This is a genomic window from Pseudomonas sp. lyk4-TYG-107 (assembly GCF_030209055.1).
GTDB lineage: Bacteria > Pseudomonadota > Gammaproteobacteria > Pseudomonadales > Pseudomonadaceae > Aquipseudomonas > Aquipseudomonas putida_A.
Genome location: NZ_JARVST010000020.1, coordinates 33022 through 49205 on the forward strand (window position 1 = coordinate 33022; position 16184 = coordinate 49205).

Annotated in this window: 12 protein-coding genes; 6 read left to right on the forward strand and 6 right to left on the reverse strand. The window is 50.2% G+C overall.

Features of this window, described 5'->3' with window-relative positions; all coding sequences use genetic code 11:
• Positions 1-517: 517 nt before the first annotated feature.
• Genes QRN61_RS18070 through QRN61_RS18080 form a run of 3 tightly spaced genes read right to left on the reverse strand, consistent with a single transcriptional unit; the run spans position 518 to position 6234 of the window.
• A complete protein-coding gene (locus tag QRN61_RS18070; protein WP_096795559.1) occupies positions 518-3274 on the reverse strand; it encodes an AAA family ATPase in 2757 nt (918 codons plus the stop codon).
• Entirely contained in the window at positions 3267-3836 is a 570-nt protein-coding gene (locus tag QRN61_RS18075) for a hypothetical protein (protein ID WP_096795560.1), read from the reverse strand. Before QRN61_RS18075 ends, QRN61_RS18070 begins: the two co-directional genes overlap by 8 nt.
• Positions 3826-6234: an ABC-three component system protein gene (locus tag QRN61_RS18080; protein ID WP_285374407.1), complete on the reverse strand. Its 2409-nt coding sequence runs from the start codon at positions 6232-6234 to the stop codon at positions 3826-3828. Before QRN61_RS18080 ends, QRN61_RS18075 begins: the two co-directional genes overlap by 11 nt.
• A 349-nt stretch (positions 6235-6583) precedes the next feature.
• On the opposite strand from QRN61_RS18080, the gene QRN61_RS18085 reads away from it, so the two are divergent.
• Together QRN61_RS18085 and QRN61_RS18090 are read left to right on the forward strand one after the other, a co-directional pair.
• Positions 6584-6949 (forward strand): histone-like nucleoid-structuring protein, MvaT/MvaU family, encoded by a 366-nt coding sequence (locus QRN61_RS18085; RefSeq protein ID WP_096795562.1) that lies wholly within the window; start codon positions 6584-6586, stop codon positions 6947-6949.
• A 293-nt stretch (positions 6950-7242) separates the two neighbouring features.
• Entirely contained in the window at positions 7243-8556 is a 1314-nt protein-coding gene (locus QRN61_RS18090) for an HNH endonuclease (RefSeq protein ID WP_096795563.1), read from the forward strand.
• 69 nt (positions 8557-8625) lie between these two features.
• On the opposite strand, the gene QRN61_RS18095 is transcribed toward QRN61_RS18090, so the two are convergent.
• Both QRN61_RS18095 and QRN61_RS18100 read right to left on the reverse strand, forming a co-directional pair.
• Positions 8626-9108: an SDR family oxidoreductase gene (locus tag QRN61_RS18095; protein ID WP_502942634.1), complete on the reverse strand. Its 483-nt coding sequence runs from the start codon at positions 9106-9108 to the stop codon at positions 8626-8628.
• 17 nt (positions 9109-9125) lie between these two features.
• Entirely contained in the window at positions 9126-9611 is a 486-nt protein-coding gene (locus QRN61_RS18100) for a hypothetical protein (RefSeq protein ID WP_285374410.1), read from the reverse strand.
• A 115-nt stretch (positions 9612-9726) separates the two neighbouring features.
• Between QRN61_RS18100 and QRN61_RS18105 the strand changes: the two genes are divergently transcribed.
• On the forward strand, positions 9727-10401 hold the full coding sequence (locus QRN61_RS18105; protein ID WP_096795566.1) for a hypothetical protein: 675 nt from the start codon (positions 9727-9729) through the stop codon (positions 10399-10401).
• A 94-nt stretch (positions 10402-10495) separates the two neighbouring features.
• On the opposite strand, the gene QRN61_RS18110 is transcribed toward QRN61_RS18105, so the two are convergent.
• Positions 10496-11839, reverse strand: coding sequence for a hypothetical protein (locus tag QRN61_RS18110; RefSeq protein WP_143520549.1), 1344 nt, complete (start codon positions 11837-11839; stop codon positions 10496-10498).
• Positions 11840-12176: 337 nt separating this feature from the next.
• Between QRN61_RS18110 and QRN61_RS18115 the strand changes: the two genes are divergently transcribed.
• From QRN61_RS18115 to QRN61_RS18125, 3 genes are all read left to right on the forward strand, one after another.
• Positions 12177-13133, forward strand: coding sequence for a PDDEXK family nuclease (locus QRN61_RS18115; protein ID WP_096795568.1), 957 nt, complete (start codon positions 12177-12179; stop codon positions 13131-13133).
• 437 nt (positions 13134-13570) lie between these two features.
• On the forward strand, positions 13571-13744 hold the full coding sequence (locus QRN61_RS18120; protein WP_179353266.1) for a hypothetical protein: 174 nt from the start codon (positions 13571-13573) through the stop codon (positions 13742-13744).
• A 43-nt stretch (positions 13745-13787) separates the two neighbouring features.
• Positions 13788-15983, forward strand: coding sequence for a hypothetical protein (locus tag QRN61_RS18125; RefSeq protein WP_179353268.1), 2196 nt, complete (start codon positions 13788-13790; stop codon positions 15981-15983).
• The last annotated feature ends 201 nt before the right edge of the window (positions 15984-16184 follow it).

The following is a 16184-nucleotide window of genomic DNA, read 5'->3' on the forward strand; positions in this document are numbered from 1 at the left end:
CTGTTGACGGGTGGTCTCTGCACCGTTCGCATACTGGATGAGTCGCCTTATAGGTCGAGATTATAGGGCGTGCAGCATCACGGAGCGCGCGCTCCAACCAAGCTATTTCGTCACGAGGTTCAATGCATTGCGTCCATGAGACCCCGTGCCAACCGTAATCTGGGAAGTAGCCTTGGAAATCGTAAGCCGCTCCCGGCCGATGCAGTTTTCGAAAGCGGCATGGGCGGAGGCTTTGCGCCGCACAGTGGTAATGCTTCTGGGATATGAGGTCTGAAATGAGGGCAGACTCAAACTCCTGCCCAAATTCAACCGCTGCGATTTCCTCCCGAATCATCTCCTTCAGCCGGGTTTTCGTCATTCCTTGAAAGAACTCTTTACCTCGACCCATTTTGCTTTCCTTGATTTGGCGTACGAGACCAACCACGTGATTTCATTTTTTCCGTAGGGATCAGTTTTTGCCTCTGAGTCGGGAAATGCTTAATCTCCCCCTCAGTGGTTTTTTCCCATTCCTGGAGAGCTACACCGCAGTATCTGTTGGAACCCCATTCACTGACGCTTTCACGCCCGTTCGCGGGTTTCCTTGCAGATAAATTGTGTTCAATAACTGCTTGTCCGAAACGCTCGAAAATTTCTGCATCAGGTGTCGGGCTAAACTGTCGCTTGCGGTAGTGAGGATCAAGTTCATGTTTGGCATTGATGTCGCGGCCAGCCTGAAAATATCCAGCATGGCCACTCGGTTAAGGTCATCAAGGTGAGCGATCGGCTCATCTAACAGGAAGCTGCCACCGGTACTTTTTGCTCTGGCAAGGTAAAGCGATAGCGCCAAGTCTTGCCGCTGTCCTTGGCTCAATTTTTCTTGAGCTTCCAACGGTGTGTCGTGACCTTCCGCGAGTACCATCCAGTTCAAATCGTCTCCAGAAACGCTCAGCTTGTGATACACCTCATTTGCATGCATCCGAGAAAACAGTTCAGTCGCTGGGCCCAAGAGGGGAGATAGGCTTGAAACGGTCGCGTCACGAACATGATTGCTGTACAGGCTGATCGCGTTGTCTGCCGCTGATATGTGGCTTTGGCCTGCTTGGAGCTTCTCTGTTACCACCTGTTTTTCATTCAGAAGCTTCATCAATCTTTCAGTATCATCATCGACACTCAGGAAAATTTTGCACTCGTTAATCTCAATCTCATAGCGCTTCGCCCTCGCGAGATCTTCGTCCACACGAGTTTGTGTCGCGAAGTGCAATTCCAAAGAGATCGGGAGACCGCTGTTGACTTCGTTCCACTGGCTTTGGAAGCGATTCACTATTTGGGAGGCCGCCGCAATCCTGGCATTTACCTGGTGAGACTCTTGGGTTTTGGCTTGAATATTTTGCAGCTTCTCGTTCACGGAGCGGGATAGTGCCGGCTGCTCTGTATTGTCCGACCTAAGTTGTTGTTCAAAATGCTGGGTATAACCGATCAGCGCTTTTCGCACAGCGGAGACCCCATCTCTCGCGTTGGAAAGAGAGGGTAGTTTGAAGAATTCAACAATCCTTGGCATTACTTCAGCGATTGCTTTTGTGTCGATCGCGATTTTGATGCGGGCGAGCAGATGTTCAAAATTGCTGATGTCAGAAGCTGAAAACTCAGCTCTGTTCATGGCGACCAGATAGCTTGTTTTTTCTTCGAATGACTTCAATTTATCGTTAGCAGATTTTAATTGTTCGGAGTGATTCTCAGCTGAAGATTGCTGTTGAATGGCAGTTTTTAATGATAATTCCCAGAGCTTCTCGGTCGCCTGAGCAGTATCCAGTTTGTCTTTTGCCGCCTGCAGTTCGGGTGCCGTAGCTGCATAAGTAAGACGCTTGCGTAGTGCGTCAGCTGATTTCCAGTCGTGGCTGCAGAGGGGGCAGTGGCCACTCGTGAGGGAGTTCACCGCTTCATGTCCGAGAGTTTTGAGACGTTCTATCACGTTCGATAAAGCGTCAAACTCGGCTTGAGCTTGGATTCTCGCTTGCTTCGCCTCATCCGCTGATTTCGATATATGAACGAAATTTTCGGGGGGTAAGACGGGGCTGTGCAACAGATCCTCTTTTCGTTTTAGAAGATCCATCAGGGTGTTTTTATTGCTGATCAAGTATTCAATTGCATCCCGCCATCGGTATTGCCGATCTGAATCCCAGCCGTATTCCACGAAGCTTTGTTGCAAGTGAGCGAAGGAGACATCGGGTTGAGGAAAGTGCTGGATGAAGACCGGATTCGCAATGATGGCGTCCCAACGATCGAGAATTTCAGTATTCTGTCGTGCCCAGTCAATACTGAGCTTGGCTTGGCCTATTCGTGTATTGAGGGCAGAGAACTGCTCAGCTAGCTGGCGGTGCTCATCGTTCAATTTCGAGGTCGTCTCGGTAATCTCCTTGAGCAAATCCCGGTTGATTCCGAGCTGCTGAAGACCTGACTCGTGTTCCGCCCATCCCTCCAGTAACAAACTCAATATGTTCTTCTGACGCTCAGCAGTCTGCAGTAGCCCGGTCACCTTCATTTGAACAATTTTGAAATCGTTTAGAATATTTCCTGTTAACTGAGTGCCTGGAAAACCTGTTAGCACCTCGTTCAGTTTGAGAGATACTTGGTCGTGCCCGAGTTGATTTTCGGAAAGCCTTGCTTCAAGTGCATCAATTTCGTTCGAAAGCGCCTGGAGTTTTGTCTCCAAACCTTGAGTTTTGGGCAGCTCAGTCCGGTATTCCTTCAGATTGCTGAGTGTGCTCGCAAGGTGGCCCAACCCCAAAATGTCTGCAAATATCTGCTGTCTGAGCGTCGACTCGCTGTTATCTACCAGAAGCGCGAGGGAGTTTGCGTATAGCCATCTGCAGTTGCGAAGCCAGTCACGGCGTGCTTTGGTCGTGGCTTGGGTGCTACCACCCGCAATAGATCCTGGAGTGAGCATCTCCAAGAGATTAGCGTCTTTGATGTGCTTCTTTTTGCGATCGCCCTGTTTTTTGATCCAAGCTTTACCCTTGATCCGCTCTAGTTGATACGGTTCGCCGTTGATCTCACATTCAGCGCTGACTAATGTGTCGCCAGATCCCCAATGGCACGAAAAGTCATTGGTGGTTGGAAGGTCGTTCACCTTATTCGTTAGCAACCATTCCAATGCGTAGCAGATAGTGCTTTTACCGGTGCCATTGGCTGCGTGAATAATCGTCAGCGGTGCATTTAGTGGGATTCGCAGAAAATCTCGTACGCCTCGAAAATTCTGGATCTCTACCGAAACGAATTTAATAGGTAAATTATTCATTCAAATCCCACTTCTTTCCGTGATTGTGTGCGAGTTCCTTTCCTTTTGACGTTGATAGGGTTGCCAGCAGGTCAGCCATCGCGTCATTTTCAGGCACGAATTGCGCGTAGTCAGCCTGTTCATGCGGCCCTGCCAATCCAAGCGGGGTGATACGTTGGCACCTTTGCCAGCCGTCGACGTCCCGGTACACGACGTGCTTCCTGACGAACCTTGTATCTTTCTCGACGTCATTAATGAATTGCTTTAGATCTTCATTTGACTGAGCCAGGGCTAATACCAGGTAGCCATCCACCACGGAACCCTTTTTTTCCAGCCGCAATAGTCCGGCATCAAGAAACGCTTCAGCACGCTTCGTTTCTCTCCAGGCCTCCTGTGAGGTAGCGCCGTCAATGTGAACAAGCAGCACTGATGCAAAAGTGGTCGACCAATACTTAACTTGAGTCGGAGGGGGAGGGCCCGGCCAGTTAGGGTCGTCTGCAAAATCCAAAACGCCGTTCTCGGGAGATGTGAAGCCGGCACGGGTTGCTCGCTCATCCAAGAGTCTAATCAGGTCACTTAGCATCTAGTGTTTTCCTGCGGGTAGATATGTCATCTATAAAGTCTTCAGCGGGAATGGATCTTGCCTTGTCGTACATCGACTCGATCCCGTCGAGAGCGAAAAAGTACACCTTATTCACCATTGCAACGTCGGTGATGGAGTCTTTTCTGTGCGGTGGATCGGAAATGTCGAAGCGGTCTCTGCTGGTTTCCTCATCTTCGGTGGATTCGCCAGGCTTTGTATCTTCAACACGACCAATTCCGTTTGCGAACACAACGAGCAGTGGATGGTTGGCGGTGCCTCTGGCCCAACGATAGAGGTCGTTTGCCATATCCCTCACGCCGAAATCGTCATTCGCCCACGCAAGCACATTGTATTCACCTTCTGTATTGCTGAGCTGGAGATGGCCTTTCGTGCCTGGCTCTGTGATCCAAACAGAGTCTTTGTGTGACTTGAGGTAGCTCAATGCTTTCACCGCTCTCATCACATATTTTCCGGAGTTGGCCATTTCTTCTAACGTAAAATCGTTATCTGGCTTCACTCCGAACCTGGTCTGATATGTAAAGCCTTGAGAGTCTGTAATGCTTCCTGCTTGCACGAGTGTATTAAGTCGCTGGAATTCTTCCTTTACCAAGTCAGGGTAATAGGCGTCCGGTGGATGGCGGTCGAAAAGTTCGTGGAACTCTAGTGCGGCTGGTTCCAAATCATCTTGGACTACACCGTCTTGGAGTCTAAGGCCCTTCACGCGTTCCAGAGACCCATAAGCATCCCATGTAAGTGTGAGCGTCATGCCACCACTGCTGCTTCTGCGCATTACACGGCTTGGAGGTTGTATTCCAGGCAGGCTCGAACGGGTACTTTGCGCGCTGTCTACGGCTGGAAATATCCCGGTTGCGCTGTGAATTTTCATCGAACAATTTCGCAGCTGCCCACTGTTGGCGGCCGCAACAACAACCGAAGAGGTCAGGCGCCTTGCGTAGTAATCCGGAAGAGACTTCGCGATACCCTTTAGATCGGTGATGTGCTGAGACGTCAAGATTAGATTGTGCCGACGTTGCCGATCATCAGCTTGACTCGCAATGATTCTCCGCAGTTGAGAGTTTTTATTTTGGAGTGAATTAGTGAAATCATTTCCCAAGGTAGGCCAGAGGATAAGATCTTTAAAAGCAAGCCTCAGAGATATGTTACCTCGATCAAAATCAGGGTTGTTGGGTTCGTTTTCCACCAGAATATAGCAGTTGATTAGCCCTTCAGTTGGGTCGGTTACCCAACACCATCCCGCCCTGAATTTTTGAGCAGATGCTGGCTTCCAAGAGGGGTCTATAGACGACATTCCGTCGATCGCTGTCCAGTCAATCAGCATAGCCCCGGTGACTTCTCCACACCCGACTACGAATACGAGAGGATTTGGGTAGGCTTTGATAAGCGCGTTTATGTCATTCCACTGATCAGGAGCGGCGCCTGCCGAACCAGCGGCGAGAACTACGGAGCGGTTGCCAAAACTTTGCTCAAATATTCCAGCTTCTGGAGCAAGCATGGCTTGTAGAAACGGAATTAAATCCTTGCCTTGAATGAGTCCAATATTGAGTTGATCGCCTTCACGCAGCTCTCGATCAATATATTCGGTACGGATTTTTTTTAGGTAAGGCTCGTCAGCCCCTGAAAGCGCTCCACCTTGAGATACTAGGTAATCACGAATGCTTTCGATGATCGCCGCGCTATCCGATTCGAGTCGGAAGTAGGTGCGTTTTACTGTTAAATGTTTAGCCACTAGACTTGAAAGGCTGTCTTTTTTCAACACCCTAGTCTGCAACTGAGGTATCCATTGCCAGACGATATTGCATAGCTGTGGTTTCGATAGATCTTTGAGCAACGGGTGTTTTTTCAGTGTTTCTGATTTAGAGCGCACAGTCCCGCATTTTGTCTGAAAAGTCGCGCGCAAATTGTCGAATCGCGCCTGACCTGTTCCTTGCATAAATTCAAAAAGCTTGGCGCTGACACCGTCTGCAGCTGCTACGTAATACCTAAAGGCAGTCCCCGGCGCAGAGGAGATTTGCGGTCTAATATGAGCGTATAAAAAGAACTTACAAATTTCATAAATAAGCGCATCAAGCTCAAGAGTTTTCTTTAGGCGCTTACATTGAATAACCCCAACGGGACTGCCTTCATTGAACAAGATAACGTCTCGTCCTTGGTCGGCTCCGTCGTTCAAGCGACTGACAGTGTCATACCAATCCTCAGAGTCGGCTTCCAGCTCAGCGCGAAAGACATCTGCGACCAAAAGCTCAAAATGATCATCACCCATTCGTTCGAAAGGTAGTTGGCCAGAATCCAGGGCGAATAGCTCGGGTGCTTGAGTTTTATCCTCTCTAACCTTTGCTTCGTCTTCTGAGGTGATGAATGACACTGCGTCTTCAGCCAATTTTTGCTCCTAGCATTGAGAGACTGACATTGCGGGTAGCGTACTTTTGTGGCGGCGGAAGGCTTGAGGACTACTTCGCGGAGTGCGAGTCTAGGATCCATCCGTGGTTAGAAAAGTCGCGTAGCTCCGAGGCGCCCCGAAAGCGGAGCGGGACAATGCCAAGCTGCCATCATCATAGGCTGTGTAGCGGCGAGTAGCTAGAATGTCTAGACGAACAGACGTGGCCAAATTGCTGTGCGTTTAATCAAAGTCCCTTAGGCTATCAATAGATAGATGGGAAAGGCACGTATACTAATTCTGATCACTATTTTTGGTGTATTGTTAGGCGACTAACTAGATGGGATTTACCATGTCCAAACTCGCAGAATTTCGCCAACTTGAAAAACACCTTGCCGAACAGCTCCAAGCGCTCGAGGCCTTGAAAGGTGATGCCGGCCTTAAGAAAGAAATCGAGTTCGAAACGAAGCTGCGCGATTTGCTCGCAAAATACAGCTACAGCCTCAAGGACGTGATCAACCTGCTTGATCCGCAAGCGGGCCGTCGCGCTCCAGCAGTCGAGTCCAAAGTAGGCAGTCGCAAGCCTCGCCAGTTGAAGGTCTATAAAAATCCTCACACCGGCGAAGTCGTAGAAACCAAGGGTGGTAATCACAAGACGTTGAAAGATTGGAAAGCTGAACATGGCTCCGCGACCGTCGAGTCCTGGCTGAGCAAGTGAGGTTGCGTTGACTACAAAAAAGGCCCTTGAAGGGCCTTTTTTTGTTCGGCGGTGCTTGTAAATATCGACCTGAAGCCAGACTTTAAGCGGCAACGAAGCGAACCCCATAACGTACGGGGAATTTTGTCACCTGGTGCCGGCTGAAGTCAGGACTTTTACCTCGCCCCCGTCAGACAGAGCCTCGCTCCACGAGTGGAATCTTCGCAGCATTAACGCGTGTCCTTGCTACTTTCCGCTGCTGAAAGTCACCTATCCGACCCTCAACCCTCAGCTAGCTCCTTTCAAGATGCGCCATGGGTGACATAATCCGTCACATAGATCGTACCCACACTCCCCGTAAACTCAGGAAAAAGGATGTTCGAACGTTGATATGCATAATATGCAGACTCGATAAGAGTGACATGAGTCTTGAACATGTCTTACCGCAATCGCTTGGCGGCTATTACCACATAAAGACAGTGTGTGTTGCTTGCAACTCTATAATGGGAAACAACATAGATTCCCCGCTGGTCAACCATAAGCTGACCGAGCTATACAGGTTCGCTCAGAGCATCGCAGGAAAAAACGGCGCGGTACCCAACCCCTTCGCCGGCGTTTTCACTGAGAAGGAGTTGCCAAATAACAAAGCTAGGTTGGATGTTGCTGAAGACGGAAAACTTGAGATCTATCACCACCCTACCGTAGATATCAAAGAAGAAAATGGTCAGGTCGTGTCCATCGAAATTTCGGTCGATGGCAAGGACACGGACAAAATTGACGCCATGGTAGAAAAGATTCTAAGGCGTAAAGATATTCCCAAAGATGCAGTGTTACGCGGAGAGCGCCGGATAGAAATCTCAGCCGGGAGCTTCGGGTCACGGTGGGAGATTGACACGCAGCGCTTCAAAATTGGCCTCTTGAAGATTGCCTACGAATACGCAGTCGATACCGTTCCCGGCTATTTCGAGGATGAGGATGCCATCCGCATTTCCCAGATTTTGAAGAACGCTGAATATGATGCTGTTTTGGATTACGTAAAAATCGGAAATGGCCTTCAGCAAGAAGTCTGCAAGCCTTATGAGGACTTCATCGATTTCGATCAAAAGAATCACTATCTGATCCTGGTGGCAACGGATGAGTGGGGGCTGATGTGCTTGGTGAAGCTGCACGATCTTTTTGCTGTCGGCATCATCCTTTCGAAGAAAAGGTATCTATCCCAGGGCGAGCTACGAATTGGAGTAAATTCCATCGAGGGTCGCAGCTTCGCTAAGCTAACAGGGGAGGAAATGATAGAAAGTTGCTTGGGCCCTTGGAGCAGCATGTTCGCTTACTATTTCGACGAGGTGGATGCAGAACAGGGCAAGCGGGAAGTTGGTGATCCAAGCTTTCGTTACGAAGGACAGGACAACGAGGCTGTACCCATCTATCGCCGATCAGGAGAGAGGCTTTTCTACCTCAAGGATTTGCTTGAGCATGCACACGTCCATATGGAAAGAAGGCCGGGCGTGATGATCAACGTTTTTGAGTTTGATCCTCGACAAGAGTTTTTCATTCGGGCGGTTGGCAGCGGGAAGCTCTACCGGGTGGTGGGATATTGGAGATCCCAATCGATCATCAGAAAAATCTAATGCGCGGCGCCGGCTTGGGGAGCTCTGAAGAACCTGAGCCGATGTTGCGCAGCTTTAGTCTGATATCAGCTACTGAATGGTGTATCCGCCATTCACCATCACGTTTGCCCCGTTGGTGCTGCCAGAGCCCTTACTCACCAGATAAAGGATGGTCAGGGCAATCTCTTCTGGCTCTGCAAATCGGCGAGTCGGAAGTTGAGCTCTGAAGTCCTCGCCCCGCTTGCCTTCAAAGACGCGTCGGCCAAGCGCGGTATTTACCACGGTCGGAGAGACGGCGTTGACGGTCACGCCCTTTGGCCCCCACTCCAAAGCGAGCGCCTTCGTCATTCCAATCAGTGCTGCCTTGGAGGATGTATAGCCAGCATCGATCCGGTGGTGGATCTCTACCATGCCATCAGCATCGAATACGCAATACCTGTGGTGGGAGAGAATGCGGAGGCCTATGTGGGGGCTCCGCGTCTTGTAATTGCCGATGGCACTGAAGTTTTCGACACAATGGAAGAGGGTAAGCCGGCTCAGGAGTTCGCGGATAGCACCGGCACCACGCTCCATCTAGGCTAGCCACTACCCTATCTGAAGGTTTGCGCACGTAGCCACGCTTCCACTTTTTGCCATTGGCCCACCTCGGAAAGCTTTGACCTTCCTGTATCTAGAATCTCAAGCAGTCGCTGTCTCTCCGCACGAGAGGAAAACCAATCATCAATCTCGACGCTGCAGTGGTTGGACTCGCTCAGTGCCCATCTCACGATCATGTCCGCAGCGGCTCTGTAGTGATCAGCCATGTATAGGCGCCGCCCTTCAGCAGACCAGCCGCGCTCCGCTAGCTCATCGGTCACATCAATGATGCCAAGATCGCCAAAGTAGGCTGTGGTGTCAGGATAATGAATGCCTGCCAACGACACCTTGGCCTCCCCGGATTCCCGATCAAAATAGGAAAGGAAATGCCACCCACCGGTGGTGCTTCCTGGATGGGGGAAATTGATGGCGGCTTTGCCTGTTATGTAGTTTTCGCGGGAGGCGCGTTTGAGGTCGAAGTCGAGCAGAGGCTGCTTCATGTAAGGTTCCGTATGGCCGGCGATTACACTGAGTAACAACATAATTTTTCTCGCGGGCTAAAGTTTCGCCGTCACGAAAACCGTTAGGTATATAAAACCATACGGAGTGCCAGCGATGAGCGCTGTACCGATCAAAAACTCTCGGCCATTTTATGTGCCGAAAAGTGTCGAATTTACCCACCGGGCGGTCAGTTATGTATCTGCCACAACGGAAGACGGTCGCACTGTCGGCATGTCACTCGGAGACTCGCGATATCAATTGAGTGCTCGACAGGCCGACGCTATTGCCCAGGGGCTGTTGATGTCTGTTATGCGCACAGGCTTAGACATTGCGAGCATGCCTTGGGAGGGCGGACGCCTCGTGAAAATATCTCCGTTCTCTGGAGATCGAGGGGCTCTTAGCTTTTCGGACGATACGATCCATGGTAAAGGCGTGTCGTTCCGATTTTTCGGCGTTTGTTGGACATATGAAGGTGTAGGTGCAGACCCAGACTATCCGGAAAATGCGCTCTGCATCCGGACTATGCATGACGGTGGGATTCTGTTCGGTAAGGGCAATGTCGATTACCTGCTGACAGGTGAGCAGGCGTACCAGCTGTTTCAAAGCCTCGCTAGCTGCGCGTATTCACTTGAAACCAGATCCTGGAGGATCTGGGACAAGATTATCGAATGGCGAACCGGCTCGGACTCAGATTTGAAGGATCAAATACTCGAGGAAGAGATGCTCTTCAAACATCTCAAGCTTTACGGGCTTAGCTCGCGGCGAGAACCTGGGGCGAAAAATAACTGAGCCAAACAGCGCCTACCGGTTCAGGGGAGCGCGTAAAGCCGTTTACGGTTGAAGGCGTGATCCGCGATGTGCAGACGACGCACTTCGCCTGGCTCTATGTGGCTGGAGTGGCTGAAGCCCTAATAGCCTCTTCATCCTTTTTAATGATTGCTTCGGCATTTTTAACGAACACACCGCACGCGATCAGCGATTCCACTTCTTCGTGCTTCCCATAAAGCGAAGCTTGAATCCCATGGAGCAGAACTTGAGCGTATCTTGCATCCTCAATCCTAGTGTCCATGTCGCCCGAGATCTTTATCTCTCGTGAACTCCACTGTTTGACTGCAGATAGGGTGAACGGCTGCTGCGGTTCTTCCATTCTGTACTGGTGGCGCTGCTTGAGGAGGTCACTCAGTTCCCGAGCGTCGCTCAGCATCTGATCTGAAATACCCCGTCGGTTGCTTTGTCGAGCTGCTACCAGCACGTTAGCCTGCATCGACTGAAGTCCAGGAAGAATGAAATCGCGCAGGATGAAATAGAACTCGAGCTGCCGATTCATCGCATCATCGGCTGGCTTGCGCAGCCCCTTCAGGATTTCCGTAGATGCATCAGAGTTGTTGGGAGTGCACAGCGCCTTCTGGCTATCAATGATCCCCTGTTCGAAATACCCGACCATCTGATTGGCCATCAGTCCCTGCCGATAATCCTCCCTCAAAAGATCAAGCAGCACGTCCAACTGGTTTATAGCTGAAGGGTCAATCTTCATGCTCGCATGTTGAACCTGATGCTCCATGGCGTTCAAGGTTCGCTCAACAGGGACGATGCAGAACTGTTGGAAAGAATACGAAAAGGCGAAGGTACCTTTGTCAAGCATCCCTAGGCAGCCATCATAGATACCGATCAAACGATCGTTAAGATTCATGTACTCAGCGAGGCCTTCGATTGTGGCCTCATTCATTTGTGCTGAGTCTGCCTGATACGCGAGATACCTGTGAACCCCGACAAAGCATGCGATCGCCAAGCAGCTCGCCAGACCTGCCCTCAAGATCCATCCGCGAAGAGAAATTTTGGGCTTGTACTCGGAATAGAACGAATCCTGCAGAGACGCATTCTCTCGGATAATGTTTTCCAGTGATTCCCAACCCCAGACCTCTACCGATCCTTTTCCGGCAAAGGAGCGTTGTTCTGTCAGCTCCAGTGCACGGTTGGTTAATGCAGCGTCATGTGGACTGGTGGTGAGGATGAAAAAACGGTCGATCTTGAAGGGAAAGCTTTCCGTTTCTAGCACCGCCTTATCGACCTGTGCGAGTGTCAGTTTCTTCCCAAGGTTGCCGTTCCGACCTTTGCACTGTACGGCGATGATGGAGCCATCTTTAAGGCGGCAGTAGAGGTCGACTCCATCCTGTCGTTGGCCTTCACGGCCATATTGATCGAAGCGGCTTTCAAATACGCAGCTCATAAGTGCTATCGAAAGACGTTCGAATTGCTTCCAGTCTGCGGGGCGTGGGTACTGCGCTGCATGTGGGGCTGTCATAGCGGACAAATGACTCCATTCAAAAAAATCGACGCAGGTTTCTGCTCAAGCCGTTTCGGGAGACATGCCAAGGGAACCTGATCGCTTGATGCCGTATTTATCGGCGAGGCTGATCCGTGCTTAAGGCAGATCACTCGGATTTTTTTGAGTCTATTGCAAAATACGTATCTCCCACCCGTTTGACTCTGCCTCGATCATTTTTCGGGGAGCGGGCTACGCTTGCAGGAAGAATGGCGCGTGCAAGTTGTTATGGAGAGCTGCTGTGGGAAGTCATCACTATCCGCCCGATGTATTTAATCTACTGGTAGCCGCAATTCCCCTACTTTGTAGAAGTAAAAAGGACGTCCTTACCTTCTTTGACGGCGCCGGTGTCAACCGTAGCGATACAGCGGAGGTCGCTGCTCGCCTCAAAGCAAATCCAAGCCAAATTAGTAAGTTCGAAATCGCTCATTCGATTCTCACGAAAGCAAATGAGCGAGGGGACAGCGGGCTGGCGGCTCGACGAGAAATCATCAAACGAGTCCTGGAGTTTGAAGCTTTCTCAACCTGTTGGCCTGACGACCAGCTTAAGGCTAAGGGGCTGGTCTCTGATCTGCGCAATGCTGTGAATATAAAAGACTCTTTTACTAGGATGAACAGAGAACGTGAGGCGGAGCGCGCTCGAGCCAGTGATGCTCAACGTGCAGAAGCCTTAGCCATCGCGAGGCAGGCGGAACAGATTGAAGCAATTGGCAAACGACTCTCTGCTCTGTTTGGGATGACCGACCGCCCCCAGGAGAGAGGTTTGCTTCTTGAGGGGGTCTTGAACGACTTGTTTAAAACATATGGGATTCAAGTTCGAGAGGGCTTTCAACGCAGATGCGTCGATTCGAATATCGTGGATGAGCAAATCGACGGTGTGATTCAGCTAGCCGGGCATCTGTACCTCATCGAAATGAAATGGCTGAATGCTCCGGTAGGCACTGCGGCATTTTCATCGCATCTTGCACGATTGCTTTTGAGATCAGATGTTCGAGGAATTTTTATCTCGGCCAATGGATACACCCAGTCAGTAATCAATACGTGTGCGGCAGCGTTGACGCAGAAAACCATTTTCCTCTGCACGCTGGAAGAACTGGTGATGCTTCTGCATCGGAAAGCCGATCTGGTAGGTTTTCTCAATACCAAAGCGAATGCGGCGTTGCTTGATAAGAATCCATTTCTGAAAATTCTTGCATGATCGGGCGAGCGCAGACGGAAACCGAGAGCTGCGAGGCTCGTGCGGGAGGCCTTAAGAAAATGAATCTCAAGAATTATCAAGCGACACCGATGCATAGAGGTACAGGCTTGTCGTCTTCGGGCGCTGCTTGCACGAAGGACTCGTCCGAATTTTTTGCCGTGATCTTTAGCGATGAACGCTCCACGAATGTAGTGGTCTGACGTTTACGATGTGAGTTACGTGATTTGAAACGCGCAAAATCCGATGACCGTAGCCGAACCTCGTTCGAAATGGCTATCTCACCAAACGGTTCGTCTATAGAATGCGCAGCCAACATTTTTTGGTCTACGCTTGGTTTTCGACGGTAGCGCTTCAGTTTTACGTTGGAAGCATCAGTTGTGCGTACGAGCGCTAGCATGCTAATTTGAATTTGACGTGAGTTTTCAGCGAGAGAATCCATGAGCTTACAAGCACTGATCAACCTTTCCCGAGTACGCGACCTTGATCGCGACGGCGACGTTCGGCTAGAGCAAGCTCGCCAGCGTCAGCGTGCTTATGATCGTGAAATCGAACAGAAGGTGGCTAAGAAAGCCGTCACTCACGAGCTGCTATCCCGCACCTGCAGCCTCTAATCAACTATTACGTAAGGAAAAGCAGCCGCAGGCTGCTTTTTTTATGCCGATGATTTCGTTCTTAGTCTCCAAACTTGAAAAGCAGACGCTGAGCAACCTCGTCACGCACTGCTTTGGATCTGACTTTCCCGATATTCTCCACAAGCCGCAGGTGGACTACATCTACAACTACCTGCACAAAATGGGGGCAGTCTCCGTTTTGCTGGAGCCTGGATACGTCGATAAAGATTATCTAGAAGATTTCTCTCGCTACTATGTGAAGCGTTTCGGTAACGCGGGCCACCAATGTGCACGGATGCATTTTTTCACTCAAAATGTTGACCATCAGCTTGTTGATCGTATTCTCGAGGGGCAGGATGGTGCTGAACAGCTAGCGAAAGAACTGAACGAGTCATATCTGGGGTTTACGGTTATTAAACCTCTACCAAAGACGTTCATCGGTAAAACCTGTCTCAAGGTTATGTCTGACACACCATTGAGTGATGGAAAGCTTAAACGACGGCTGTCCAGGGAGTACAAGGTCGATCTCTTCGGCATCGAACTGAGCGTTAGATCCATCGCATTCCAGGAGCAGGATAAAGTCGTGGCAGCCTGTGCATCGACCTCCATCTGGTCTGCCCTGCACACGCTTGCTTGGCGGGAAGTCCGAGGGATCCATTCCTGCAGTGAGATCACTGTAAACGCGATCAATCACATCGACGGCTCCTCCAATAGCTTCCCGAACAAAGAGCTCAGCAACAAACAAATCCTGCGTTCTTTGGATGTTGAAGGGCTTCGTCACCATTCGGAAAACCTAAAAGCACAGCAGCTTTCGGAAATCGATTTCCTTGCTACGGTCATAGGTCATATAGATAGCCATCTCCCTCTCCTGGTAATGGGGGCGGTATACGCAGTGGGCGAGGAAAATAAACTCATTTCCTACAGAGCCGGCCATGCAGTATGCATTCTTGGATACAAAGTGGATTCTGAGAAGGTTGTTTATGTGCATGACGATCGGCTCGGGCCTTACGCACGCGCTAAACTGGTGAAGCTTTGCGACTACGATTGTGGAGCCGAGCAGCTTGGGGAGTGGGCCCTGGGTCTACAGCGAGTGAAAGAGGGAACGGATGAGTGGGAGGATCCTCACGAACTTATCGTCCCAGAATTTCTCGTAATGCCAACTGATAAGAAAGCAAGGCTGCCTTTCTTCTATGCCCATTACACTGGCCAGTTCATCGTCAACCAATTCCCTGAACTCTTGGGCGTAATCTCTCCAAATCCTCCGGCTGGAGGGATGGATCTCAGCCATACGGTAACGTTACGCGAGATCTCAACGATTCGCGGTGAGATTAGGAAGCAGATCGTCCCACAAACCCACGTTGAGCCTTTGACGGGAGCTGTCTTCCAGGTAGAGCCTGAGGACTACGCCCAGTGGCAGAAGGATAAGATTACCTTTTTAACGTCAAGCTTTGCTCGACTCCAGTGGGAGGTGCAGATCTACTACAAGTCAGAAAAAGCGTTCCGGGTGTTCATTGACGCTAGTGACATCCCTCAGGGTAATGCCGTTTCAGCCATTTTCGTGGACGACATTTCGCTTAGCGCTCCGATCCTCAAAATTTTTCGAAAGCGGGGATTCTATGACCAGACTGAAACTGCCCCCATGCATTTTTATCAGTCATTCCTATCTCGGCTTCTGGAGAAAGAGGAGACTTTGGAAGACTATCTGGATGTGACGTATGGCGCTTTGCGTGCTCCCATCAAGCTGAAGGCTCAAGAGTTTTTGAACGGTAGGATTTCCTCAAATCCTACACGGCAGGTAATTCGCGATCCGGTTGCATCAGCGCTATGCAAACTCCATACGAGGTTTGATGAGTCAGGTGTTCATTACCTAATATGGGCCATCGCCGAAGATGGAGCCTTGCTGATTGGCGAGGAAATCTATCTTAGGATTGAGGGAAGAGAAGAGCCTTGTGGTCATCCAAGCATCACGAAATTTCGTCCTGCTCGTATTGCAGGCGAACTGTGGCGAGTCGAAGGTGGATGGCATGTCAATCCTTGGTCGGGCCGATACAGCGGAGATTACGATAGTCTCATCGAACTGCTGGGGAATGCTCTCTTGAAATTCAAGTCGTTTTTCCCGCTGGATGAGTTCGAAATAGAACCGCTGCCGCCAAAGTCGAAACATCTGATGCGAGCCGCTTACGAAACAGGCGTTAGGGTTAACAGTATTTCTACCGAAGAAGCGGTAGAGCAGGGTTAGCCTAAAGACGCTCCCAAGATTCCCATTCGATGTGAATGAACATATTTGTTAGTGGAATTTACATGATAAGTTGACACGGCTATTGACAGTCTGTCACTCTAGTAAAGATGATGACGGTGTATGTGATTTTCGCTCTACCAGTTAGGAAGCCAAGCGGCAAAGCCGCTTGGCTTCCTAACTGGTAGAGCCTTTTAACTTTCC

Bases quoted from the DNA above. Each gene is read 5' to 3' on its own strand.
- QRN61_RS18070 (WP_096795559.1), bottom strand. From the start codon at position 3,274: ATGAATAATTTACCTATTAAATTCGTTTCGGTAGAGATCCAGAATTTT.
- QRN61_RS18075 (WP_096795560.1), bottom strand. From the start codon at position 3,836: ATGCTAAGTGACCTGATTAGACTCTTGGATGAGCGAGCAACCCGTGCC.
- QRN61_RS18085 (WP_096795562.1), top strand. From the start codon at position 6,584: ATGTCCAAACTCGCAGAATTTCGCCAACTTGAAAAACACCTTGCCGAA.
- QRN61_RS18090 (WP_096795563.1), top strand. From the start codon at position 7,243: ATGGGTGACATAATCCGTCACATAGATCGTACCCACACTCCCCGTAAA.
- QRN61_RS18095 (WP_502942634.1), bottom strand. From the start codon at position 9,108: ATGGAGCGTGGTGCCGGTGCTATCCGCGAACTCCTGAGCCGGCTTACC.
- QRN61_RS18100 (WP_285374410.1), bottom strand. From the start codon at position 9,611: ATGAAGCAGCCTCTGCTCGACTTCGACCTCAAACGCGCCTCCCGCGAA.
- QRN61_RS18105 (WP_096795566.1), top strand. From the start codon at position 9,727: ATGAGCGCTGTACCGATCAAAAACTCTCGGCCATTTTATGTGCCGAAA.
- QRN61_RS18110 (WP_143520549.1), bottom strand. From the start codon at position 11,839: ATGAGCTGCGTATTTGAAAGCCGCTTCGATCAATATGGCCGTGAAGGC.
- QRN61_RS18120 (WP_179353266.1), top strand. From the start codon at position 13,571: ATGAGCTTACAAGCACTGATCAACCTTTCCCGAGTACGCGACCTTGAT.
- QRN61_RS18125 (WP_179353268.1), top strand. From the start codon at position 13,788: ATGCCGATGATTTCGTTCTTAGTCTCCAAACTTGAAAAGCAGACGCTG.